Annotated in this window: 27 protein-coding genes; all 27 read right to left on the minus strand. The window is 66.3% G+C overall.

The genetic code is table 11. The annotated features are described in order from the left end of the window. Nucleotides 1–23 precede the first annotated feature (23 nt). Nucleotides 24–455 (minus strand): hypothetical protein, encoded by a 432-nt coding sequence (locus IPN02_07725; GenBank protein ID MBK9296718.1) that lies wholly within the window; start codon nt 453–455, stop codon nt 24–26. Nucleotides 456–475: 20 nt separating this feature from the next. Further along, nucleotides 476–901, minus strand: coding sequence for a hypothetical protein (locus IPN02_07730; protein MBK9296719.1), 426 nt, complete (start codon nt 899–901; stop codon nt 476–478). Continuing rightward, nucleotides 879–1154 carry a hypothetical protein gene (locus tag IPN02_07735; protein MBK9296720.1) on the minus strand — a complete coding sequence of 92 codons (276 nt, stop codon included), beginning with the start codon at nt 1152–1154 and terminating at the stop codon, nt 879–881. The genes IPN02_07730 and IPN02_07735 overlap by 23 nt, the downstream gene beginning before the upstream one ends. A 26-nt stretch (nt 1155–1180) precedes the next feature. Then, nucleotides 1181–2464, minus strand: a complete 1284-nt coding sequence (locus IPN02_07740) for an IPT/TIG domain-containing protein (GenBank protein ID MBK9296721.1) — start codon at nt 2462–2464, stop codon at nt 1181–1183. A 1177-nt stretch (nt 2465–3641) separates the two neighbouring features. Next, nucleotides 3642–4367 (minus strand): hypothetical protein, encoded by a 726-nt coding sequence (locus IPN02_07745; protein ID MBK9296722.1) that lies wholly within the window; start codon nt 4365–4367, stop codon nt 3642–3644. Between the two features lies 1 nt (nt 4368). Beyond that, a complete protein-coding gene (locus IPN02_07750) occupies nt 4369–4692 on the minus strand; it encodes a hypothetical protein (GenBank protein ID MBK9296723.1) in 324 nt (107 codons plus the stop codon). Next, nucleotides 4689–5129: a hypothetical protein gene (locus IPN02_07755; protein ID MBK9296724.1), complete on the minus strand. Its 441-nt coding sequence runs from the start codon at nt 5127–5129 to the stop codon at nt 4689–4691. Before IPN02_07755 ends, IPN02_07750 begins: the two co-directional genes overlap by 4 nt. 266 nt (nt 5130–5395) lie before the next feature. Further along, a complete protein-coding gene (locus IPN02_07760; protein MBK9296725.1) occupies nt 5396–6016 on the minus strand; it encodes a hypothetical protein in 621 nt (206 codons plus the stop codon). Between the two features lie 290 nt (nt 6017–6306). Continuing rightward, entirely contained in the window at nt 6307–8190 is a 1884-nt protein-coding gene (locus IPN02_07765) for a major capsid protein (GenBank protein MBK9296726.1), read from the minus strand. 165 nt (nt 8191–8355) lie between these two features. Beyond that, nucleotides 8356–9525: a hypothetical protein gene (locus IPN02_07770; GenBank protein MBK9296727.1), complete on the minus strand. Its 1170-nt coding sequence runs from the start codon at nt 9523–9525 to the stop codon at nt 8356–8358. A gap of 164 nt (nt 9526–9689) precedes the next feature. Beyond that, entirely contained in the window at nt 9690–11894 is a 2205-nt protein-coding gene (locus IPN02_07775) for a hypothetical protein (GenBank protein ID MBK9296728.1), read from the minus strand. 107 nt (nt 11895–12001) lie between these two features. Further along, complete coding sequence (locus IPN02_07780) at nt 12002–12571, minus strand: DUF1360 domain-containing protein (GenBank protein MBK9296729.1); 570 nt, start codon at nt 12569–12571, stop codon at nt 12002–12004. Next, nucleotides 12568–13065, minus strand: a complete 498-nt coding sequence (locus IPN02_07785; protein MBK9296730.1) for a hypothetical protein — start codon at nt 13063–13065, stop codon at nt 12568–12570. The genes IPN02_07780 and IPN02_07785 overlap by 4 nt, the downstream gene beginning before the upstream one ends. 1167 nt (nt 13066–14232) lie before the next feature. After that, complete coding sequence (locus IPN02_07790) at nt 14233–14562, minus strand: hypothetical protein (protein ID MBK9296731.1); 330 nt, start codon at nt 14560–14562, stop codon at nt 14233–14235. A gap of 483 nt (nt 14563–15045) precedes the next feature. Next, on the minus strand, nt 15046–15360 hold the full coding sequence (locus IPN02_07795) for a hypothetical protein (GenBank protein MBK9296732.1): 315 nt from the start codon (nt 15358–15360) through the stop codon (nt 15046–15048). Continuing rightward, nucleotides 15360–15521, minus strand: coding sequence for a hypothetical protein (locus IPN02_07800; protein ID MBK9296733.1), 162 nt, complete (start codon nt 15519–15521; stop codon nt 15360–15362). The genes IPN02_07795 and IPN02_07800 overlap by 1 nt, the downstream gene beginning before the upstream one ends. Continuing rightward, nucleotides 15518–16045 carry a DUF4326 domain-containing protein gene (locus tag IPN02_07805; protein MBK9296734.1) on the minus strand — a complete coding sequence of 176 codons (528 nt, stop codon included), beginning with the start codon at nt 16043–16045 and terminating at the stop codon, nt 15518–15520. The genes IPN02_07800 and IPN02_07805 overlap by 4 nt, the downstream gene beginning before the upstream one ends. Nucleotides 16046–16384: 339 nt before the next feature. Beyond that, a complete protein-coding gene (locus IPN02_07810; GenBank protein MBK9296735.1) occupies nt 16385–16726 on the minus strand; it encodes a hypothetical protein in 342 nt (113 codons plus the stop codon). Continuing rightward, nucleotides 16726–16956, minus strand: a complete 231-nt coding sequence (locus tag IPN02_07815) for a hypothetical protein (protein MBK9296736.1) — start codon at nt 16954–16956, stop codon at nt 16726–16728. Before IPN02_07815 ends, IPN02_07810 begins: the two co-directional genes overlap by 1 nt. A gap of 73 nt (nt 16957–17029) precedes the next feature. Then, a complete protein-coding gene (locus IPN02_07820; GenBank protein ID MBK9296737.1) occupies nt 17030–18406 on the minus strand; it encodes a hypothetical protein in 1377 nt (458 codons plus the stop codon). Between the two features lie 233 nt (nt 18407–18639). Continuing rightward, a complete protein-coding gene (locus IPN02_07825; GenBank protein ID MBK9296738.1) occupies nt 18640–19188 on the minus strand; it encodes a hypothetical protein in 549 nt (182 codons plus the stop codon). Nucleotides 19189–19315: 127 nt separating this feature from the next. Then, nucleotides 19316–19657, minus strand: a complete 342-nt coding sequence (locus IPN02_07830) for a hypothetical protein (GenBank protein ID MBK9296739.1) — start codon at nt 19655–19657, stop codon at nt 19316–19318. Between the two features lie 333 nt (nt 19658–19990). Next, nucleotides 19991–20752, minus strand: a complete 762-nt coding sequence (locus tag IPN02_07835; protein ID MBK9296740.1) for a hypothetical protein — start codon at nt 20750–20752, stop codon at nt 19991–19993. 184 nt (nt 20753–20936) lie between these two features. Continuing rightward, on the minus strand, nt 20937–21512 hold the full coding sequence (locus tag IPN02_07840; GenBank protein ID MBK9296741.1) for a hypothetical protein: 576 nt from the start codon (nt 21510–21512) through the stop codon (nt 20937–20939). A 70-nt stretch (nt 21513–21582) separates the two neighbouring features. After that, complete coding sequence (locus IPN02_07845; protein ID MBK9296742.1) at nt 21583–21927, minus strand: hypothetical protein; 345 nt, start codon at nt 21925–21927, stop codon at nt 21583–21585. Nucleotides 21928–22357: 430 nt separating this feature from the next. Further along, on the minus strand, nt 22358–22885 hold the full coding sequence (locus tag IPN02_07850) for a hypothetical protein (GenBank protein ID MBK9296743.1): 528 nt from the start codon (nt 22883–22885) through the stop codon (nt 22358–22360). A gap of 811 nt (nt 22886–23696) precedes the next feature. After that, on the minus strand, nt 23697–24158 hold the full coding sequence (locus tag IPN02_07855; GenBank protein ID MBK9296744.1) for a hypothetical protein: 462 nt from the start codon (nt 24156–24158) through the stop codon (nt 23697–23699). Between the last annotated feature and the right edge of the window lie 12 nt (nt 24159–24170).

A 24170-nucleotide genomic window follows, 5' to 3' on the forward strand; every position in this document is an offset into this window, starting at 1 on the left:
TGCTGTGGCGATGTGTTGGGCGCCTACCGCGCCCCAGTAGGGCGCCCAGCTCGCTTGGCGGTGCGACGCTGCTCGCGGTTCTCGAACACTGCTGCCAGTTTGGTTGTGATCTTCTGCAGCGACGGGAGGCTCACTTCCTCCGCTTCGTAGGCTTCGAACGCTGTCTCAGCGAACTGGTCGCGCTGGTCGGCCTGCACGAGACCGCACAGCTGGCCGAGCACGAAACCCGCCGGGTTCTGGTTGCCGTCGGGAAGGTTCGTGTCGATGTACGGGGCCGGCGCCATGTCCCAGCTGCGACCGAACAGCCGGAACGAGCCGGGGGACCGCTTGGGCTCCTTGTCGACCACGTCGGCGTCGAGGTCGAACAGCGGGTCAACCACGTCGAGGTCGTCAACGGTCAGCCGCTTGGCGTCGTTGGGGTAGTCCTCGTCCTCAGTGTGCCGATCGTCTGCCATGCGGTGTTGCTCCTTGGTGCTCAGCGCTCCCGGTAGGAGACGCCTCGGTGGTTGCGCGCCACGGTAGCAGCCGCCTTTGACAAGTACTTGCGCGGAGGTGACCCCTTGACTTTCTTCGCGAACACCCACCCCCCACCGCGAGGGTTTCGCCACGCAAGCATCCTGGCGTTCTTCGGTCGGATCGGGGCCCGTCTCGGCCCGTAAATACCAGTCCCGTCGTGCTGCCATTTCGGCACGTTCGGGGTTGGGTGCTCCGACACGACGCGTACCTGATTGCGCACAGCGTCCACTTTGACGTGGATGCCTGGTGCGAGCCGCCGGTCGGGCATCACAGCCGAGCGCAGCACGTTCATTCGAGCGATCATCTGGATGGCTTTGGCGTTGGCGATCAGCCCGGGCAGCGCTGCTCGCTCTGCGATCTTGTCAGCTTGCGGGTAGACCTTCATTGCCCTCAGCCTCACTGGCGGGCTCAGGGGTGCCCACCTCGAGCAGACCGGCAACCTCGGGGGGCGCCTCAGCTCGCGAGGGGTCCTCCTCCGCCTGCACGACCTCTGCGAGCCCCGCACGAACGACCGGGTGCGTCTCGTCGCCGGCAAACAGCTCCCCGGCTCTCAGACCGGCTGCAGCTTGCCGGGCGCGGTAGGTGCGCGTCTCGGGCTCGGGCTGCTTCTTGGCGGTCGTCTTGCGGCGTGCGGTCATTGCTGCTCCCTGGTTTGATTAGCTCGTCAGTCTACGGTGACTTCCATGGTGTAGAGACTCATCCCGCCCGTCGTGGAAACGTGAACCCACCCCTCGGACGCCTGTTTGGTTTGGCACCGGCCAAGCACCGACGACGGCTGCCGGCGCGCTGTGGCGAGGCCTCGCAGCATCTGATCCCGAGTCTCGGCTTGGCGGAGCGCGTAATCCGATTCGGTGTCAGGGTCGGGGATCTCGTCTGCTTGGGGGATGGGGGTGCACTGGTGGAGCGACAGCTTAATGGTTGCTGAGCGCACGAGCCGCCGACCGTCCGCAGTCTTGTAGCCGTCTTTGACGATGGTGGCTGTGAGCTGGCACGGGCACCCCCCGGGCGGTGGCCCTTCAGGCGTGGCGTCTGTGGTAACGAACGCACGGGCGCACTCTGCGCCGCACAGGAACGCAGCGTCGAGGAGCGCTTGGGCAATCTGCCACGAGCGTGGTGACACGTCAGCTGGCGGGACGGGCTCAGGGGGCAACACCGTGAACTCGACGGTCGTCTCGCCGTCTGGTGTGGTGACCGTGATAGTGGCTGGCCCGTCGGGGCAGCCGGGAGGTACGACAACGGTGATGATGTTGCCGTCGTTGCTGACGATGGCGACAGGATCGCCGCACATGGTGACGGTGGCGCCGGTCAGGTTGGTGCCGACGATCTGGATGGTGGCACCGGGGCGGGCGGCGCCGGGGAACACTGCGACGACGGTCGGGTCGGGCGGGCAGCCCTCGCAGTCGAGGTATTCGATCGGGTACGGGTCAGACGACCCGGCGCTGTTCGTGAGGACCAGGTCGTAGGTGCCGGGCGGCAGGACTGGCGCACCCATAACCACGAAGCCAACTCCGCCGACGTCGAGCACCCCAACGACCCCGACGTCCACTCCGCCTACCTCGGCGCTAACCACGTCAGTGATCGGGAAGATGACGGGGATCAGCACCTGCTGGCTGTCGGCGGCGTCGGCACAGAGGTATAACGGGTACGCTCCGTAAATGACCGGCACGGTGACAACCGGCGGCGCCTCGAACGTGAACGTCTCAGCGGCGCTGGTGCCTGCGGGGGTGGTGATCGTGACGGGGGCGGGGCCTGCGGTGTGTGCCGGGCTGGTGACCGTGGCGAGGCTGCCGGACGGGTCCACGGTCAGCCCGGTGCCTGCCGTGCCGCCGAAGTCCACGGCGGTAGCGCCGGTCAGGTCGGTGCCGATGATATCGACGAGCGTGCCGCCCGTGTCGGGGCCAGACGTGGGGATCAGCTTGGTGATCGTCGGCGGTGGGGTCGGTGGCACCCGTCGTCGGGTACGCGGCCCGCTGGACGGACCCGGCCCAGCGCCCGGAGCGTCAGCGTGGCGCCCTCGTAGGTCGGCGGGGGTGTCGGGGGGGATCGCGGCGACCCGTCGCCGTTCACCGTGGCCCCGTCGGCGGACGAGCGTGGCTCCCGGGTGTGGGGGTGGCGTGCGCGTTGTGCGCCGGTTCGGTGAACGCCCAGGGCTGCGGGGCAGCGGCCGCCGACGAACGTCACCCGGCCCCCCGGCGCCGCGTGGGTCAGCGGGTCGGGGCCCCGCCACCGAGCGGTGCCGACCGGGGCGACGAGCAGAGCGGGGAGGTGGAACGGCTGCCGACCGGCCGCCGCAGCCGCCCGCCGGGTTCCCATCGCGCGGTGCCGTCATCGTGGGGCGCGGGCCCAGGTGGTCGGGCGCCAGCACCCGCGGGGGGTGCCGGGCCACCGGGCCGCGCCGGCGCCGACGGCCGGCACGGGATTCGTCAGCGGCCATTAGCGGCACCCCCCAGGGTTCAGCCGTGCCGACTCGGCCCTGAGCGCCCGAGCCTGTGCGGCCTGCACCGGGTGGATCGTCGTGCTGTTGCTCATCAGCAGCCGCTCATTCGGCCCAGCGACCGCATCTGCGACCTCTGGCCCGACACCCAATAGGCCCCAGGCTGAACCGGCACCTGCATAGCGTTGTCCTTCGGGCCCGACAACCAATGAGGTAACCCCATGGTGTGCCCGCCGCTGTGCAACGCCAGCCCCCATGACGGCGTCCCTGTAATGCGGATCACCCACGCAGACCACGTCCTGCCACCAGACCGCCGGATAGTGGGGGTGGTCACATCAGACGCCCAACCTGGCCGCGACGACGGGCCAGCCCAGACCACACGGACCCCCCTGTCGGCGGCCTGCTGCCGGGTCCCCCGGGAGAACCGGTAGCCGGTGTGCTTGCCGATGTCGTCGAACGCCGCACGGACCCACGCCCCGTTCGGCACATTGCTGTCGATCGACAGCGGCACCACGCAACTAGGGAACGCTCGGGCCTCGGTGTACGCCGGGGGTAGCGCCGGAATGCACGACGTCAACCCAGCCAGCAACACCCCAGCTAGCAACACCCTCATCAGAACGCCAACGAGACGCACAAGCAATGCCCGTGCGTCTCGTTGTTCCCATCACCAGATTCGACCATGAACCCCAGACTACGGGGCGGGCACCCGGGGCGCCGGATGAGCGAGGGTCGCGTCGCAGTCGATCGCTGGCAGGGCTGAGCAGGTCACAAACGCCTCAGAGACCGCCGAGTTGGCCGAAATGAACGCCGGGACAGCGTCAGACGGCCACAGGTTCAGCACACCAGCGTTCTGGTTGGGGGAACCGAACGCCTTGGCGTCGAACTTGATCGTCGGAGCGTCTGCCGACTTCTCTGCCAGATCGATGTTCCATGACGTGGTGAGCGGCCAGAACTGGCCGACGCACTCAGTGGCGCCAGACTCGGGAACAGTGCACCCGGCGTCGGAGATGCCAGCAGCAGTGACGATCACGAGCGCAGCACGGGGCTTCCGCTCAGTGCCACAGCCCACCCCGCCGCGCTGGATCGGCCGTTCGTAGCCGACCACGTTGCCGTCGCCGTCCAAGACCACCGGGTTCCCGGTGAGCATCCCGAACAGAGCCCAGTCTTTGGTGGCGATCTCGCCGGTGAGGTTCCACCACTTCTCGGCACGCTCGCCGGTTGTGGCGGGCCCGATCCGCTTGCCCGCCCAGTTCAGCCGCGAGTAGTCCACGCCGTCCTCGGACTCGATCTCAGGCGTGAACGTGATCATGCCCTCCGACGTGTAGACGGGCGCCGCCGCGACGATTTGGCACGACGCGTTCAGCTCGACCGCAGCCATGAGGCATGGGGCGTTCTCTAGGTGGCAGTTGTTGGCCATGTCAGTTCTCCTTGGTGAGGGAATCGGTGACCGGCGCGAGCCGGCTGGGAAGGGTCTTGCGGGAGTTGTCCGACGCTGCGTTGGCCTCGAGCGCTGCTGCTGCTCTCACCGGGTCGGAGCCAACCCACTCGACGATCTCGTCGATCGTCTTGCCGGCCAGCTCAGCTGCAGCGTCGGGGAGCAGGTCGGCGTCGAACTGGGGTGCAGGCTGCGCCTCGAGCACGGGCGCCACTGGGGTGTCGAGGGGCACGCCAGCTGCGGAGTTGCGCAGCCCAGAGCGAGTGACCACCAGCATCGTTGTGGTAGTGCGAGTCTTGGGTCTCATTGAGTCACCATCACTTCTGAGGTCGGGGTGTCCTGCGTCCAGATACGGGGCCGGTAGCCAGTCCCCGCTGAGCGCAGCCAGTCATCTACCGCTGCGATCCCAGTGGCACCCTTGATCCGTTGGCGCGACTCGGACGCTTCGATCATGTACTCGACGCCGTCCCGAGAGACGACCTTGACGCCTGCTGGCAGATCGCACTCGGTTCCTGCCGTGTTGCACCACGTCTTGGCGAGCTGCGCCGCGTATTCGTCGATGGCGTTCGCTGCGTCGATCGGCCAAGGCCGGCCGGTGAGATAGTCGATCTCGACCAGTTCGGGGAACGGGTCAGCCGACACGAGCCGCTTAGTGTTCCAGTCCACTCGCCAGCCGACGATCGGGTTGCCCGTGCTCGGATCGGTCACTTCGTCCACAGTGGTCGCGTCGGGGGGAAGCGCCACGCTGTAACGGTGGTCGTGTCGGCACGAGCAGCCTTGCATCGAGCCCGTGAGGTTCCGGCCACAAACAAGGTGGGACGCCGAGCACACATCAGCCGAGTGAGGGCACTGCCCAAACCGGGCCCCGGTTGCCTCCCACAGCCGGAACGCAGCAACAGCGCGCACGCGGGCCCACACGTCAGGGTCCACACCCGAGGGGGTGGGGCATTCCTGAGCGGGAATCGTGCAGGGTTCCCACACGAAGCCAGGAGCGGACACGGGCGCCACGATCAGGTCCAGGTGCCCAACGGTGGGGCGTCGATTGCTGCCACGTCAACCCCGGGAGCGACTTCCGGCCAATCCCAGATCGCAGCCTGCGACACGGTGAGCTGTGCGTCGTTGGTGGCCACGAGCGGGTCGGGACGTGTGACCGTTACCGGGCCGAGTCGTAGCGACGGCTGAGGTGTCCAAGCAACACGGAACGTCCCAGCTGGAGCGCCGGCACCAATCGCCAACGGCGAGTAGGCCGGCTCGTCGATCAGAGGCACCCGGTCAACCCCGACGGTGGGGAGACCACCAGCGACCATGTTGAGATGCTTGACGGCCATGTTGGACAGGCCCGCCGGGAACCAGAACACTCCGAGGTCGGAGCGGGCCGCGACGGTGCGCGCATAGACGCCCAGCTTGAGGAGCGCTTCGCTGGTCCCATCAAACCCAGTTGAGGTGACCGCCCCGAAGTCGTTGGCCACGTTTCGAGTCGCTGACCCGGTGAGCGACTGTGACACGTTCCCGTCCTGGTCGGTGTGCACCATGTTGGGGTCGGTCACGAGCTGCCCCAGCTTGCGGGGGAACACTCGGGCATGCTGAGCGCGGGCCGCTTGCTCCCACTTGGATTCGTCGAGGTGCGACATGAGCGAGCACGCGACAGTCGTGGTGACCGTAACGGCCGGCCGGATGGGGCCAGTCTCGTAGAGGCCGTTCTGAGGCGGAACGCTGTCCGGTGCCACAAACAGCGGGGCGCCCGTGCACGTCGCAACGACAGCAGCCTGGGGGGACTGCACTGGCCACAGGAACCGCCCTGTGGAGCGCAGCAGCCCCGCAGCAGCGTCGTCGCCTGCTCGGGGGCGTCGCTCAGCTACAGCAGCGAAGCCACCCGAGTAGGGGACAGGGTCGGCGCCCTCAATGATGGGAGCAGCGTCGATCACGAGGCGTCAACCATCGCTCCGGTGCCGCCCAGCTCGGCCACGGGAACGTCCAGCGTGAAGATGGCGGAAGGATCAACGACGCAGGGCGCCTCGAAGATCGCTCCGAACGTGAGCGAGTCGTTGGTCGCCATTCCGAGGGACTCGACACCGAACGACAGCTCGCCGGCCGTGTTCCGCGTGATCGCACCAACCGGGGCGATGATGAGCCTGGCCTGGGTGGGCCAGGTGGGAAGCGCCGAGTTGTCGGCGAGCAGCGCAGCGTTCGGGAGCACCGAGGGAGACCCGTTGATCGTGGCGCCAATGTTGTGCGAGTACGTGTCGATCTGGATGCCCTCGTCCTGAGCGAGACGGCCGATCGCAGCGCTGGTGTTGGGCCCCAGGTCCGTCGCCCCAGTGAACGACTTGGCGATATCGGTCGCCACGGGGTTCTTGAACCATGCCGGCCCCCAGACGTGGAAGGGGAGGCTCTGGTCGCCGCGGTTCGATCGCACACTGGCGATCAAGTAGCGGATCTTGGAGAGCGTGTCCCGGGACACACCGAACAGGGCAGCGCCACCGTTGAGGTTCGTGCCAGCCGCGATGTAGGCGTCAGAGAACGCCCGGTCACGAGCGAACGCGTGGTAGATGGCAGTCTTCTTGCGAACGTGGGCGACCTGCTCGGGGAAGCTGAGGTCAATGAACCGGCCGGACTGGACGGCCTGGTAGATCTCGCTCATCTCGCAGGAGACGGGCTCGGGCGGGCAGTCCACGATCACGGGCGACTTGAACGGCACACCACCCACGGGGACAGTCGAGGTGGGGTCGGCGTCGGGGTCGCCGTAGCCGGCCTCGTCCTGGGATGCGGTCACGATGCCAACACCAGGCTTGGGGAGCCCAGCTGCGGACACGTCGACGATCTCTGGCCGGTAGAACGCACGGGGCCGGCGGGTCATCACGCCCGGGTGGCTGGCAGCAAACTGGCCGGCGTCTCCGCCGCCAATGAGGGTGCGGGTGTAGTCCAGCTCGGGCGGAGCGCACGGCCCGCCGGAGGCCTGGAGGGTGGCCTGCTCGCTGAACTGCTTGGTGGCAATCCCGAGGGACGCCTGCAGCGCCTCAGCGTAGGACTCCTCCGACCCGTTCTTGGGTGCCACCGCAAGCTTGTCGCCAAGGTCGAGCCGGAGAACGGGGGTGCGGGTGCCGGCGGGCTGCGCTCGGGATGCCATCACGGCGTCTCGCATCAGCTGGCCGGCCTGCTCGGCGTCAACGGGGGAGCCGGCGGGGGCCACCGTGGAGACGCCGAGCGACACGAACGGGGGCAGAGCGGTGGGCGTGGTGGCAGTGGGTGCGGCGCCATTGGAGCGGGTGCGGGTGAGGCGGGCACGACGGCGGGCGTCGGTGCGGTCCGTCTGCTTGGCGGCTGCAGCAACCAGGTCGGCGGCTCGGTCGTCCACGTCTGCGAGGTCTCCCAGCTCGGGCGGGTTGCCCTCCTCGGCGCTGTCGCTGGCGGGCTCGTCGCTGGCGGGCTCGTCGCTCGAGGTGCTGTCCTGCTCGCCCTCAGAGTCGGGCTCGGAGGTGCTGTCCTGCTCGCCGGCGGGCTCGTCGCCCTCGTCGCCGTCCTGCTCGTCGCTGTCGTCGGTCTCCGTGGAGCTGTCCTGCTCCCCACCGTCGGCGCTCTCGTCGCTCTCTGCGGCGGCGCTCTCGTCGTTGCTCAGCTGGGTGTTGATGGCCTCCACCGCGTCGAGGATCTGGTCGAGCAAGTCGGCGTCCTCAGCGGTCGGAGAGTCGCCAGCAGCTTCTCGGCGGGCCTCGAAGTGGGCGAGGAGCAACGACCGATTCTCAGCGGTCAGATCGTTGGTGTCACCAGCGGCGACGAGATCGAGCAGTTCCTTGAGGGTCTTCATAGCGGCAGGTGCCTCCGGTAGTGGGCCCCGGGAATGGGGCTACGGGATGAGGGGGTGGATCTTGCCGCTATGCGTTCTGTGATCCGAGTATGTGGGAGAACTTGCCCTTGGTCAGCTTCGCTGGGTTGGGGTGAACTCTTGGCGTCAGTCTAAACACACTGCCGGTCAGTGTGCACGCATCTGATTGGCTCGCTCGATTGCTGCAGCAACACGGGCGCCCATTGTTGGCTCAGCTTCCACTGTGATCGAGCTGAGCCCGCCTCGGGCAGCTCGCATGTCAGCCGCACGAACTCTGGCACCGATCACACGGGACGCAGCTACTGCGCCCGCCTCAGCACACGAGCACGACGCCGGCCCAGTGCCACCGCAGCCGCACGCTGACGCCTGCAACGCTGGGGGCAGAGCCGAAGCGAGCACGAGACGGTACTCGTCGTCTGGGGTGAGGTCACCATCGAGCACGGGGAACGCACCACAGTTCACGACGTGGATGCCATACAGGGCTTCCCCCCGCCAGTCACCCGAGGGGGTTCCCGCCATTGCGCGGCCAGCCTCAGTTGGGGTCACGTCGTCGTGGAGACCCCCAGCCACCTGAATGCCGAACTCGTCTTTGAACGCACGGACAGGGCCGAGCTGAGTGCCAGTGTCCTCAACAGCGCGCATGATTTCCTCGCGGGTGAGCTGCCCGGTAGCAGTGTGCAGGTCCGAGAACGTGAGCAGCCCGGTACGGAGCATGCTGCCATCAGTGAGGGGGGTGACTCCCCCGTGGAAGTCTGCGAGTGACGCCTCCCGGGGTGGGGTGATGCACTTTCCCAGCTCAGCGAACCCGCGGTGGCAGGTGTCCCAGAGACAGACGTGGCCCGTTACTCGGCCGTCCCTGTCGATCGTGAGCGGCGTTGGTGCTGCGTAGTCCTGCTGCTCAAACCAGGCAGGGTCGAACTCGCGGACGCGTGGCGCTGCCGCTGATGCTTGGAGGTCGCCTTCCGGCCATGCAGGAGCGTCGGGGGCGTCTGCGTCCCAGATGCGCGCCTCGGGCCACCCTGAGATGGTGGTGAGGGACAGCTCTCCGATCTCATACGTCGGGAAAGCAACGACGTACACCGAGTCGGGATGAGCATTCAGCCATTCGTCGATCGCTTCCCAGCTCTCGGCGTCGTCGATAACGATCGACTCTCCGTTGTCTGGGTCAACAAACTTCTCGACCATCTCGAACGCGCCAGCATCAACCGAAACGGTGGTCACCATGTCCTCTCGGATCAGAGTCGCTGCCTTGGTGCCCTCAGCGGTCGAAGCAGTTTCTCCGCGCCCCCAGTAGACGCCGTCGGCGTCCTTGGCCACCTCGTCGATGCGAGCAACCACGTCGGGCTGGCGGGCGTGGTTGATTGACGACAGAGCGAACGGCAGCGGACGCGTTGAGAACGTGCCGAACTCTCGCCGGTCCGGTGCCGGCAAGGTCATGCCGTCCTGGCACATACGGGTAATGATTCTCATGGTGCTGCTCCTTAGATCTGCAGGTAGTCGTACTCGGGCACAGACTGGCACTTGCACCCCTTGTGGTCGCCTGGCGACCAGAACCCCCAGGGCGAGGCGGTGTCAACAATGCGGCCGTCGATGGGGATCGGTTTGCCGTCCTGGTCGACGTGGTAGCGGAACGGGTGGGTGCGCCGGTCGGGACCGTAACGCCAAACGCATGCCACTGGGAGCCCGAACATGGCCACGAGCGGGTCGGCCACAGCCGGACCAGCCGCCGAGGCCGGATCAAAGTCGAGTCCCTCCGGCGCCGGCAATCCCACAGCTGCAGACTCAGCACGTCGAGCGATAGCGGTAGGCACGACCCCAGGAGTGTCGTCGAGCGCCCCTGGTGTCTCTGCTCCTGCTGCGGCTTGACCGAGCAGCCACGAGCGCAGCCGGTCGGCTGCCACAGCCCCTGCGTTCGCTGACCACTCATCCACCTGTCCTCGTGTTGGGCGTGTCCCGCCGGCGATGAGAGGCAGAGCGAGCAAGGCGAGCCACCATTCCTGCGAGGCGTCCTCGGTTTCCTCGTCGAGCCCTTGCACTGCTGCGCCCGGGGCATCAGCTGCTTGGAGGGTGTGCGAGCTGACCACCTGAGTAAGCGTCGAGCCGCTCTCAGCCGCGAGCGCTGCGAATACGTGCGGCCCCTTCACCTCGACACCGAGGGACCGGGCTTCGTTCCGTGCTCTGCCCTGCAGCCGTTCCCACCCGGCGAGAGCGGCTGGTGCCGCTGCGCTCATCACGCGGTCCATGAACCGGCGCTCTGCGTCCGCTACAGCCCGTCCCACGTCGATCTGGTTGGTGGGCGCGGCAGCTGCAGCCTGCACGCTGGGAGACGCAGGAGCGGGTCGCTCAGCGGGCAGCACGAGCGCTGCGCCTGCGAGGTCGTTCACTTCGCTGTCCCCGCCAGTGTCGTTCTTCTCTGTCTGCTTGCGCGTGAGCCGCTCGATCAGCTCCAACTCCTCGGGAGTGGGTGCGTCCTCTGGTTCGAACCCACGCGCATCACGCCACGCCGAATGGCCGATCGCACCAAACCGGAGCCCGTTGTCAGCAGCACCAGCCTGGTCGGGCTTCCCAACGATCGCTGACGGATCAACCCAGATCGCGCACAGCTCCATGTCAGCCCGAGTGAACCCATCCGCCTCGAGCAGAGGCGCCGCAGCAGATTGCATCAACGTAGATGCGATCTCGCGGACCATCGGCCCATACCACCTGCGCCACGACTGGTCCGAGATCTTCTCAGCGTTCCACCTGTTCGTGGCTCCGAGGCCAGCCACGTTCTCGACTGCCTCGTCTGCGATCTCGTTGATCCGCTGTCGGGCCTGGTCGATCAGCTCCTTGAACACCACCGTCACAGGCTTCGAGAGGTTCATTCGCTTGAACTTCTCGACGTAGTCAGCCTTGACCGATAGGACTGGCCCGACCACTTGACCGCCAGCGTTTGACCGGCCGAGCGCTTTCGTTGCTGCCTCACCGATCGCTGTGGACACGTGATCAGCCCACTGAGAAGGGGTGTCCATCGGGTTCGGGTTGGCCTCGTCTGGCACCAACGTCAAGTCGGCCGGCACGTTCGAACGGCCGATGCTGCGCTGAGCAGCAGTGAACACGAGCAGGTCTCGGATAGGTTCAAGCGCCGCGAGCACCCACGCCACCCCGTGCTCAGCCGAGTCGGGCCAAGGAACCATGCACCGCTGAACGATGGCGTCCTCTGGCAGAACTAGCCCGTCGAGCGCTGGCCTGTTCTCGCCGGTCTTGAGGTCAGCCTTGTAGCTGATCCGCTGGGTGCCAACAAACCGCCACATCTCTCGGGCGCCCTCAGGTGCGCTGGAGCCCTCAGCTGGTGCGGGGATTGGCCGGTGCATCTCGTCTACCCACCCGCCAACCAGGACCGCTCCGCCCTCCACGTCGTAGCAGACTGACAGTTCGAAGATGAGCCGAGCGAACCCGCCCGGGCCGGCAGCCAACTGCGAGAGCACGTCAGCGAACGCCAGCACCAGGTCCGATCCCAGAGCAACCGTGGCGCCTTCGGTGATCTTCCCGTCAGGGTCAAAGACGGGCAGGATCTTGTTAGAGCGCTGGTCGATGTACCCGGGCCCGAACGCAGCCGACGACACGACTGACGCCTTGCCCTTGACGGCCTGATGGATTTCCCCGTAGCGCGAGTACCGCCACGCTTCCTCGATTGCTTCGCTCATCTCACGCTGAGCAGCGCCGGCCGGGGGTGCAGGGTCGCCAAGCTGCGGGGCCTTTACCGGCCTAACGACCGAGGCCTGGAGAGCAAAGGTGGTTCCTCGTCCTGCCATCAGATCTGGTCCTCATCTGTCATGGAGTACAGAGCGCTGACCACACCCGAAGGAGCCGGCGGGGTGTACTCCTCGGGCGGGTCGGGCGTCACTCGGTCCACGAGCCGGTCAAAGATCACAGCCAGCTCGGAGCCGGCCAGAGTGAGCACGAGCATCACAGCCAGCCCAGACGGGGCAGCGAGCACGACACAGCTCAGCACAGCAGCAACCCAGACCGACAAGCACCACGGGCACCCGGCGAGATACGCCAACGCTGTCAGCTCCTCGTCTTCGGTGAACCCGGCCCAGTGAGCGAAGCGGGTGCGCACCGAGTCGAGCAGTTTGTCCGCTGCGACGAGCTGCACCCCTCGGGCGTAGGCAGGGACGAGCAGCACCCACACAACCACGGGCACCGCTGCAGGGTCACCCCGTGCCGCCGCAACCCACACGAGCGCCACTAGCAGAGCAGCCAACCCGGCTCCGATGGCTCTGCCAGCCCACCGGCGGCGCATCTCTTGGCCGAGCTGCTTGTTGGCCAGGAGGCTCACATCGAGCCATGCCCGCTGCCACAGTGCTGCGATAGGGCTCACAGTCCCACCCCTGCCAGTTTGGCTGCTGCCCGTTCGCACGGCCCGCACCCTGAGCCGCCAACAAACCCGAACCGCTCACCCCACCACGTCAGCACGATGCGTTCCTGGCCGATAGCTCGGAGCCGGCCGAGGGGAAGCGTCACGGCGTCTGCCGGGTTGCCGGGGGCTCGGGGGATGAGCACGAGCCTGGTGGTTGTTCGGAGCACCCGCACCTTGGTCCCGAGGTTGCTCGACAGTTCGCTCTGCCCAAACGGTTTGAATGGTTGCGAAGCAAGATCGTCGATCACAACTTCGGGGCCCAGCTGCCACTCCCCTACGGTGAGAGTCCCGTCTTGGTGCACAGCGAGCAGGTCGGTTGGCACAGCTCCGAGCACCATGCCAGCGTTCTCGTCGTAGAGCACGAGGTTGTGGTGTGGTGTGGTGCCCCAGAGCGACACGCGTGCCAGCTGCGGGGCTATGGCGGGACCGGAGTAGAGAAGGATCGGTGCTGGCATCCCTCACAGCATAGAACTACCGCTCAGCTACTGAGCGAGGTACTCGCAAGAACCGCCGCAACCAGGGCAGCCGACGCTCGACCGGATATACAATCACCGTCGCGTTCGTAGTTCCAACAGAGACCCAAGAATGGTTCGATGCGTAGCAGCAATGGCAGTCCGGCTGCCTGGTATCCGTCAGCGCTGAGCACCCAACGAATCCGGCCCGCTGCCGTGGGAAAAATAACCCAGTCACCTACGTCAAGCCGGTAAATCTGAGCTAGTTCTTCTGGTGTGACAAGTTCAGCGGTCATGGTTGCTCCTCTGCTCGGGGTTCGGGATCGGATCGTCGCGGTCGAGGCGGTCCACATACTCCACAAGGTAGGCCGCTTCCTCAGGTGTTGGGATGACGTCGCTCACAGTGCACCTCTGACCTGTGCAGCCAACTCGGCGGTCGGTTGCTGCTTGCGGGTCTCAGCTATCCGGTCACGTGGCACTCTGACCGCCCACGAGTAGCCCGAAGTGACCGAGACGGTCTTGGCGTTCACTCGGAGCACAACGTGCCACGATGACGACCCAGCCTGGCGCACAAGATCCCCAGGGGCGAGCGTCTCAAAGTTGGCTGCTGCTGCACTGTCGGCCTCCGCTTGAGCGAGGTGGCGCTGGGCTACAGCCAGCCGGCGCTCAGCTGTTTGGCGAGCAGCGATCTGCTCGTGCTCAGCCCGGTAGGCGTTGTCGCGGCGAGCGTCCATCCGAGAGCTGCTGCCTCGAGTAATGCCAGACACGACCGCAGGGTCGTCCCCGAGCACACCTCGGGCCCGTTTGGTTGCTGCCTCAGCTTTGGTGGTGGCTGCAGCGAGGTCAGCCTCAGCCTCAGCTACCTGTCGGCGTCGCTCCTCGACGCTCACTTGCTCTGCCCGTAGTACGAGGTCGTTCCGCCATCAACCACTCGCACGTACCGAGGGGCAGCGTTCTGCCCGCAGCCACCGCACTGGTGCGTCACGATGTCCCACCCCCCATACGAATCGGACTCCCAAACAGGGGCGTCGTCCCAGTCGGAGAGGCGCTGAGTGCTGCAGTGCTCCCATCCCTCTGGGTCCCACACGACCGAGAGAGTCCGAGTGATACCAGTCGCTCGGCTCGTGACCGGAACGGTAGCGGTCTTGTTGTTGCTCATGTTGTGCCTCCTCAGGCTTCTGGGGCGCTAGCTGCGCCCAGCATCTCGGGGATCTCGTTGCTGAACTGGAGTGTCCCAGCGTCCACAGCATCTTCGATGCTGCGCTCAATCTCAGCGGGGAGCAGCTTTAGCTGAGCGTCTGCGTAGAAGCTGCAGCCTCTGGACGCCATCACGAGCACCTGCCGCAGGTTGTCGATCGAGTAGGCGTCCACCTCAGTGCTGGTGGTCGAGAACCGCAGCCAACCCTCGTTCTCGCCGGAGAACCAGAACGCTGCGGTCAACTCATCGCCCTCGTTCTGCACAGCCATAGCCTTAATGCGGTTGGAGTTGTAGTTGGGCATTCTGTGCCTCCTCAGGCTTCGGGGCTCGCTTTGTGCTCGCCCTCTTGGGTTGAGTGTAACCCACGCGTTAGCGGGGTGCAAGCGGTGCGGAGCCCGAACCTCTGCACTGGGGGCAGTAGGCCAAGCCGACCACCCGGCCCCTGCACAACTCGCACACCCCAGCAGTCCGCTCAGCGCCCGTCTCCGAGCTGCTCGAAATGCCGGCCACAGCTGCAGCACTCTGCACAGCTCGACGCAGCAGGGCAGCCAAGCCGGGACGCTCGGGCGTCTCAGGGTCGGAGGGCTCGTCGATGTCGTTGAGCACAACGAGATCAGGGCAGTGCTCGACTTGTGGGACTGCACTGCGAGCCCGAGCACGAGCACGAGCCTGGAGGTTACGCTTTCGCTGTGCGAGAGCCACTCGCTCCGCCTGCTCCTCCTCAACGCTGTCGCTCAGATGAGCGAGGAGCGCAGCAGCAGCACGAGCTACCACGTCGTCGCCCCTCACGGCTGCCACTCGATCGGGGGCAAGCTGCGCACCCAGTCGTACAGGCCGGGTGCCGCGGCGCCCAACGCCGGGCTGTACTCGCGGAGCCGGTCGGCGCCGCGGTGCGGGTCGATGTCGTCGTGGATACTGCACTCCGCATAACCGATCGAATAGCGCCAGCACAGATAGTGCATGCGCATCGTCACCGGCGCGTGGTCCGTCGAGCACCGCCACGTCTCGTGGCGGGCGCCCCGGTCAATCTTGGCGCCGCAGCCGTCGCAACGGTGATCCTTGCGTGCGACGACGAACGCGTAATCCCACGTCCGGAACATCATGCACCTCCCTCGGCGGCGTCCTCGATCGGCCCCGGGTCCGGCTCGATGCCGGTACGGTCGCAATGCTCGCACTCCACTAGCCGCCACGTGTCGGCGTCGGGCTCAAGTTGCCACCACCCGCCGCCGCCCTCGCAGATCGTGCACTCGTCGCCGCTCACAGCGCACCTCCGACCTGTGCTGCGAGACGCACCAGATCAGGGTCGAGGCTGTAGGTGGCAGCCGTCTGGAGCACCATGTCGTTGCGACACATGCCAGCGTCCAGCCAGCTGCTCACGTTGCTCGCGATCTCTGCGACAGCCCACTCTGTGCCGTCGATGCGTAGCGCACCGCCGCAGGCGCCCGGCGTGGCCACCAGACCGGGCACCAGGTCACCGGACCGGAGGCGGCCCACCAGATCACACAGCGTGTCGGCGTGGCACGGGGCATCGAGCGGGCACCAGCAGGAGAGCACGTCAGCGGTCACCAGAGGGGCGAGATGGCGGGCGAGAACAGCGGGAGGCTTCGACCTGTCGAGATGGTCGAGGTGGTGCTGAAAGCCTCGCACCGCAACCCGTGCCGCCTCGGAGCCAGTGCAGTCGGTGCGGAGGTTCACCACCTGCTCGTCCGGGGTGATGACACCGAGCAGACCGGACCGTCCTTTGACCACCCGGTAGGGGTTGCCCCAGCGGGTCGGGCGGCCCACGTAGCGGACGGTGCGCCGCTCCCGCGCTGGGTGTCCGGTGGGTGGCGACGGGAACGGCACATACTCGCCCCCACCGATAGCGAACCAACCGCACCCGTCAGGGTCACCGGGCAGCACCAGCGACGGGACACCCGGACGCCGCTGGCCTCGGATGAGCGCCTCGGGGGGGGGGGGGGGTGCCCCCCCGCGGCGCGACCGGTGGGGCGGGGGCGCAGGCCAGCCCAAGCCCCCCCCCACCGGGCCCGGGGCTCGACCGGTTCCGGCGCGTCGCTCGCGTGAACCTCTCGATACTGTCGGTGATCTCGACGGTCGTCGTGTCGACGTCGACGTGCAGCGCCGTCACAGCTCCACTCCTGCTGCTCGGGCCTCAGCTGCGGTCGGTGGCTCTGCTCGGCGCACGTACGGCCCGGGGCGCACCCAGTGCCCGCACGTCTCAGCTTTGTCGTCCCATTCCTCGGTGAGCACGAGCCCATCCCGGGCACGCTGCTTAACCGACCGGTACCCGCCGGCCAGCTGGTAGTCGAACTCAGGACGCCAGCCCACCCACGGCTTAGCCTGCTCGATCACTTCGACGCCCCCGAGCAGCTCGACTGCCTCGCTGCAGCTGATCGGTTTCCCGTCGAGCGTCTCAACGTTGCGCCAGGTGCGTCCGCAGTCGCCGTCCCATTCCTCAGCGCCCATCACAGCACCAGCCATGAGCGCAGGGCGGCGTCGAACTCCGGCTGAGTGGTCCAGCCGTCCTCGTCGCAGGTCCACAGCATGGGGTTGTTCCGCAGGAACGTGGCCAGCTGGTCGACGTTAGCGCCGTGGTAGGCGTCGGCACCCTCGTGGGTGAGGGCTTCGGTGGCCAGTGCGGTGTGGTCGGTGCTCATGATGTCCTCCTCAGGCTCGGGCGCTTGCTGCGCCCTCATGTGTTGAGTGTAACCCACGCGTTAGCGGGGTGCAAGTGGCAGCTCCCCGCAGAGCCGCAACCCGACTGGCAGCTCAGAACGTGCGGTCCGCGCCCACCGTCGAGAACGCTGTTGCGGCCGGCGCCCTCGGAATGCAACCCAAGTCGATCAGCCCGTGCACGCATGCGTCCAGGTCCCCGGGCGAGTCCCTCGACACCCCCGGCACCCACCCAGTCCAGCGGGCCTCCAGCTTGGGAAGCGGCTTGGCGTGGATCACCTCGTGCGTCTGATACCGGGCTGCTGGCCGGCCGGCACGGACCGCCTTGGGCTCGGACGCGTGCACGAGCCGCACCCGGTAGCGGTGCGCCGCGGCCAGCTCAGCCTGCAGCCGGTCCCGCTCGGCTGCGAGGTCGCTGCTCAGCCCAGCTTCCCCGATGAGGCTGAGCACGAGCTTCAGCCGGTCTGTGAGCGGACGCAGCCGCTCACGCTGTGCAGCCTCGACAGCTGCGACGTTCAACTCGCCGCCGTTGTTCCCCTCCAGGATCACCTCGGATGCGCGCAGCTCGACAGCTAGGGCGTCCACCTCTGTTGGCCACTCAGACACCGGCCACTGCTTGGTGCGGTCCTCCAGCACCACCCACCGGCCGTCAACGTGCCGGCCAACACCAACGATCCCAGTCTCGTCGGAACCGGGTTTGCTCGTGGTTGCTGGGTCAACTGCCACGATCGTCTTGGACAGCAGAGCGAGCGTCACCGGCTCGTGAATGATGTGCTCGCTCTTGAGGAGCGCTCCTGGCACGTCGAGGTGGAGGTCGTCTTGGTTCTCTCGTCGGAATGGCATCACGTCGAGCCGGTCCATCTCTGCTTGGCACGCTTCGAGCGGCCACACCTCGGGCCATGACGGGGTGCCGCTAATCAGCGTGCGGCCGGGAGTGGTTGGGTCTGGCCGGTACGTGGCGTTCTTGACCATGGGGACCGGGCCAATCACCAGCCGGTCGGCCAGCATGCCGATGCGCCGGTTGATGACTTGTGATTGGATCGAGTCGTCGTAGATGCGGTTCTGAACGAACAGCACGAGCGTTCCACCACCAGGGGCGCCACCCCCGAGGATGCCGCGCAGTCGCATCAGCTTTCTGTTGCGCACCCTGGCAGAGTCGGAGGGCTCGTCAATGTCGTCGAGGATGATGAGGTCGGGGCGCTGCTCGCCTGACTTCTTTCCCCGGGCTTTGGTGTCCAAGCCGGCAGCGTCGACCACTGTCCCGTTACCAAACTCGATTCGCTTGCTGTTCCAGCGTGACTGCCTCGCCTTGTCCTCCAAGAACGCTGAGGCCATCTCGGGGTGCCACGCCCCCAGCATCTCAGACCCGATCGCCAGATCAGAGATCGACCCGACCCGGTCGTTGGCAGAATCCTGAGTGCCACTAACGTAGACGCAATACTTGCGGCGCTGAGTGGCCAGCAGCGCAACCACCGCAGCCTCAGCTGTCCCCGACTTCGAGCTACCGCGGAACGCAGACATTATGAGCGACGGCGGCGACGGTGCAGCCCCAGCTGTGCACTGCCAGATCAGATCCCACGCCTCAATCTGGAACCACGCCATAGGTTTGGTGAACACCTGAGGGAAGCAAGCAGCGAGCCACACCGACCAATGCCCGTTGTCGAGCGCAGCAACCCGCTCGGCTTTCTCTGCGCTCAGAGCTGTGCTCACTCGACCAGCTCAGCGTCGATCACACGCCGGCCAGCAGCAACCATCCCGGCAGCATGACGCCCAGCTATCTCCAGCATGGCGTCGAGGCTCCCAGGCTCCACGTTCGATAGCCGGCCAGAGACGTGAATCTGCTCAGGCCGGTCGAGCCCGTCCAGCTTCCGCACATCAGCCAACAGCTGACGCATCTCTCTGATTGCCTCAACGTCGGGCCCCTGCGCTTTCGTGCCGAACGCCCGAGTGCTGAGCGCCCGCATCAGACGGGTTAGCTGCGACCGCACATGATCACGGTGGGCCTCGAGGTCGGGCATTTTTGAGTCGCGCCACTGCTCCCTGATCGCTGCAACATCGGAGGCGACTGTCCCCAGCGACACGTCGCACACCCTGGCGATCGTGCGGTAGGGCTGCTCAGCTAGCAGCAGCTCAGCAACCTTCGCCTGGCGGTCCTCTATCGCTGCCCGCTTAGCGGTGCGACTGAGTTCCTGGCTCAGCTCCTCGGCGCTCTCGTCGCCCTCTGCGGGGTTGTCGGGGGGGTGTTCAGCGCCCATAGGGGTTCAGGTTATCTGTTCAGTTTCTTGGTGTGCGCGGGGGAGCCCCCCGCTGTGTTGCGGGGGGCTCCCTGTGACGTGGTTGGTGTCACCTCCTTTCGTGTGCTCGTGAGGAGAGCAGGGCGGGCTACTGGGTGTTGCTGTTGTTGGCTGGCTCGGGGAGGCTGTACTCGTTCCCGTGGCCCTCGCTGGTTACAGCGACCGTCCCAGCGTTGGCCATCTGGATGAGCTGAGTTCCCACTACCCCGAAGTTGGCGCCGAGCCCGTCTCTGATCTCACCAGCAGAGAGCGGTCGCTTGTGGCTGGCCATGTAGTCGAGGATGCGGCTCTCCAGTGTGGCGAGAGTGTTCGAGGCGCTCTCAGAGCGCTTCGAAGTCTCCGCTGGAGGTTTGGCACCGACTCCGTTCTGTTCGTAGTCAAGCTGGCGGAAGTCGTTGAGGGCGTGCGGGGATACAGCCCAGGCGGCCATCCACCGGGCCTCGGCTACTTGCGCAGCTATCGCCGGAGTTTCCCAGGGGCCCCGACGCCAGCCAGGCGCACGCCGAACAGCACCCAGATCGACGTCAAAGTCGGGCCAGTACTGGACTCGACGTCTACCGCTGAGCTGGTCAGCTGGTAGTTGTGCCGGCCAGCCTCGGGCCATGCATGCCCATACCCGAAGTGGCGCATCTGCCGGTCCATTTCAGGGTGGAGAGTGGGTCACGATAGGCGGCTATCCGATCGAAGATCGTCCGCCATGTGGGCTGGTTCGGCAGTGGAGCGGTGAGCGGGTGGGACGGTGGGCGAAGACAGGCTGGCCGGGTCATGCTTCTTCCGTGTCGGTCTGGGTGTGGTCGGCGTTGCACATGACAGCATGCGCCCACTGGTGGAAACTGCCCGGCCCGGTGAACGCCCCGCAGGCGGCCCTGTAGGCCTCGTCGACACGGCCGGTCGGCGTGTCGGCATCCTGTTTGTCGCTGAAAAACCTGAACCCGACAGCCCGGTCCATCATCTGTTCCGAGTCGAGCGGATCAAGGCCGGCGGGTTCACTCCACCAGGACGCCTGGGTGAGGGACAACAAGTCCAGGACCGCATCGGGTTCAGGGTCCTGGGGTTGCGGACCGGACTCCAAGGTCGGTAGTTGGCTGAGGTGGCTGAGCATTCGGCGTGGATGCGGCGACACGAGCATCGAGCCGGCAACCAGATCACCGATCAAACGAACGAACCCGTCGGACGAGTGGAAGACGGGGGCAGCTGTCTGGTTGGGGTCCGGCTCTGCAGCGGTAGCGGTGACGGCCGTGTGGTACCGGTCGAGTACCCCCGACTGGCGCATGGTGTCCAGGTCGGCAGCCGACGGGGCCCTCTCGAACCAGTACCCGGGAAACAGCCATGCATGCTCGATGGCCGGGCCGTCCCCCTCCAGGTTGACCAGCGGTTTTCCGTAGGTGTCGGTTTCGGTCTCAACAAACAGGTCATGGAGGGTGAACCGTTTCCAGGCGACCTCGACGATCCGGCCGGCGAGCCTGGTGTAATCGAAGAAGACGACACTGAGTGGCCTGTCCTCGGGGTTGGAGCATTCGGTCATGCTGGGATCCTCTCTTGGGTGAGTCGGGGTGGGTGAGCTGGGGTCATGCTGGGGTTCTCCCAGTAGACCCAGAAGGCTGAGCAGTACAGGCAGCGGGTCATCTGGGCGTGGTCGCCGGGGGCGGCTGGTTGGCCGGAGCCTCGACAGTTGGGCGGGTGTGCTGCTGGTGAGATGCGGTGGTTGCTCACAGCGCTTCCCCAGCGTCCCTGTCGGCGTCCCTGTCGGCCTGAGCTGCTCGCCGCTCGAACTCTGTGTCGCTGCTGCTGCAGAGCCGGAACCCGTCGAGCTGTCGGGCGTCGTGGAGGGTGCGGGGCGCTGGGATCGTGGCGAGCGCACGGAGACGCCGGACAGCTTGCACCGGGGTCGTCTCGAACTGCTTGAACACTTCGCGGCCGAGAGGATCACTCCACTGGTCGAGGAACCCTGCCGCCATGCGTCCTGCTTCTTCCCACCACGTTTCGGTGACCTCACCTGCTGGGGTGAAGCAGACGAGCCACCCGGCGATGCAACACGACGTGCCACAGAAGTTGGACGCGACCCCCGAGATTTCCTGGGGCTCGTCGTACGTGTCGTCGCCTTGCTCGTCGGTTGCCCAAGCGTCCATGTTGAAACTGTCGGGGTCGTCTTCGATCTGCTCAGCGACCGCCAGCAGCCGTGCGGCGGTGGCGTCATAGTCGGGGCTCGACGGGATCGGCTGGCTGGTGCGGACCGCCTCAGCGGCGATCTCCTCTAGCTGTGCGAACTCGGCTTTGGTGAACATGGTTGGCATGGTGCCTCCTCAGGCTCGGGCGCTTGCTGCGCCCCCTCTAAGGTTGAGTGTAACGCATGCGTTAGCAGAACGCAAGCAGTGTGAGCTCCGAGTGGACCGCAGCACGCCAGCCGCACACCTCGCACCAGTGATGCGCACCCCCCGAGGCGGGCACGAACTGGCTGCAGACCGGAGCTGTGGCGCTCGTGCTCTGGCGCTGCTCAGCGAGCCGAGCAAGGCGAGCAGTGAGCTGCTCGGTTGTGAGCGGCTGCAGAGCGGGCCAGTACGGGACTGGGGCGTCGTCCTCGGGGTCGGGCACAGCCTCGTCTCGGGCTGCGTCGAGGTTTGCGTAGAACTCGTCCCATAGCGTTTCGGGGCCGAGGTCGTCGGGTTCTGGTTCGGGCTCCCAGTTGTAGGGGGTGCTCACGCTTCCTCCTCGTGGGTTGCGTCGAGCAGCGCTGCAGCTCGGGTGTTGGCGAACCTGTCGTGCTCGATGGCGCGCAACGTGTGGCAACGAGCGAGGCCTTCCGACACTCGACCTCGTATGTCTCCTGCGCCTGGTCCAGTTGCTCACTGCTGCGAGCGTCAGCCATGTCCCGCTGCCTCGCTGCTGCAACCTCGTCGAGGCGCCCCTGCGCAGCCTGCTGGATCTGCTGCAGCTTCGCTACGTGCCCGGCTGTGGCAGCCGCAAGGGTCTCCAGCTCGCTCGTCGTGTAGTAGTCGACCGGGCGCTGTTCGCTCAGCTTGTCCATCTGGGGGCCTCCTCAGGCTCGGGGGCGCTTGCTGCACCCCGCTGCTCCGAGTGTAACCAGCGCGTTAACCGCTTGCAAGGATGAGGGTGCACACCCAAAGAAGGTTCAACGGTCACACCCGAACGTGTGCCCGCACTCAGAGCAGACGTGCGTAGCGGGCTCACCCAGCCCGCCGAGCCCGCCCAGGCCGTCCCAGTCATCGCCCAGGTCAACAGCCGGGGGAGCCGATGCGAGCAGATCCTTGACCGCTTCGGATTCGAGGTTGAGCCCATCGGTCAGGTCGGCAACAACATCTGCGTCGTAGGTCGCGAGGGCACTGATCGGGTCGAGCGTTGCGAGCACGAACCGTTCCTCCTCCTCGTCCAGATCGACGTACAGCACAGGGACCGACACCCCCGCGGTGATTGCTTCCTCCACCCGGGCGTGACCATCCACGACTTTCCCGGTCCGCTGGTTCACCTTCACCACATCAACCCAGCCGACCCGACCCAACGATTCCCGCAAAGCGTCGCGTTGAGCGCCGGGATGGCGACGGGCGTTGAGTTCGTGGGCGAGGAGCTGAGTCGGATCGACATCAGGCTCATACCCAAGGATTCGGTCTTCCCACGCTGCCGGGGGTTCTTGAGTGGCCATTGGCTGAGATGCTACCCCAGCGCGCATTAGCTCGGGGCTGCTGCCTCAGCGCAGCGTCGGAGTTCGGGTGTGCTCAGGAAAGAACGCCGTCCTGTTGCCGGCGCGCTTGCGCTCGCCAGAACCCTTTCGACACCTCGCAGCTCGGGCAGCGCAACAGGCCGTCCTGCTCCGCCTCAGGGTCGTCCAGCAGCTTGGCGCAGCAACGGTGTGCCCACTCGCCGCGGACGAGCACTGCAGGGCTCTCACGGACGCACGGGTCGCCACACGCGGCGCAGTCAGCGAGGCTGTAGTCGTTCCACCACAGCCGAACCGGCTCGGCGCTCACTTCGAGCGCTCCACGTAGAGGGAGCAGGCCGGCCAGGACACTCGAATGTCTGTGCCCGGGCCGTGCGTGATCCCGGCTCGCTTGCACTTGTGCCAAGTGCGGTTCGCCGCCAGCACGATGTGGTTGGCGCAGGTGCTGCACGTTCCCAGTTCAGGCCGAACAGGGCAGCGCGTAGCTGGGTGGATGCCCGCCTCGAGCGCCGCCTTGTTGCGAGCGGTGCGCTTGGCGCCGGCAGAGAGGTTCTGCCACTCGCCTGGCTGAGCAACCCCAGCAGCTGCGGGGTACTCAGCGGGGTCAAACAGCGAGTCGCTCACGGGCTCACCCACTCCAGATGGGCGAGCCTGGTGGCTTCGCTGTGCGTGTCGTTCCCGTACCGAACAAACACGTAATCAGTATTCATGTCCGTAATCGTTCCCTCCTCGCAAACAGCCCCAGGGAACGGCCGGTACACCACACGACGGCCAATGTCGTCTCGGGTCGGGTCAATCATTCGGGCACCTCGTCTTCCTCATTGTGGTCAGGGTTGACCATCTCAGCGAACTGCTCATCGAACCGACGGACTTGCTCAGCTACTGCTGCGAACGCGTCGATGATCTGCTGCTGCACTTCGTAGAAAGCATCAACGAATCGTTCGATGGCTGGCTTGACGATGTCGACCAGCGCCCCAACGATCACGCTGCGCTCGTGCTGGTTGAGGTCAGGGCGCTGCGCAAAGTAGTCCAGCAGGTTGTTCTCTTTGCTGGCAACAAGATCGGCGATACCCCTCACAGTGTTGACGCTTGGGTGGTAGCCGCACGCTGCAGCACGGGTGTATGCAGCCATCACAACGATGTAGGCGTCCTGGTTTGTGAGCCCCTGGGCGAGAGCAGTGTCAACGAGCCGGACAGCTTCGTCTGGGGCGAGAGTGGTTTCCCGAGAGACTCGGGCAGCCAGATCGTGGTTCAGCATGGCGGAGTTTCC

Source organism: Candidatus Microthrix subdominans (genome assembly GCA_016719385.1).
In the GTDB taxonomy this organism is placed as follows: domain Bacteria; phylum Actinomycetota; class Acidimicrobiia; order Acidimicrobiales; family Microtrichaceae; genus Microthrix; species Microthrix subdominans.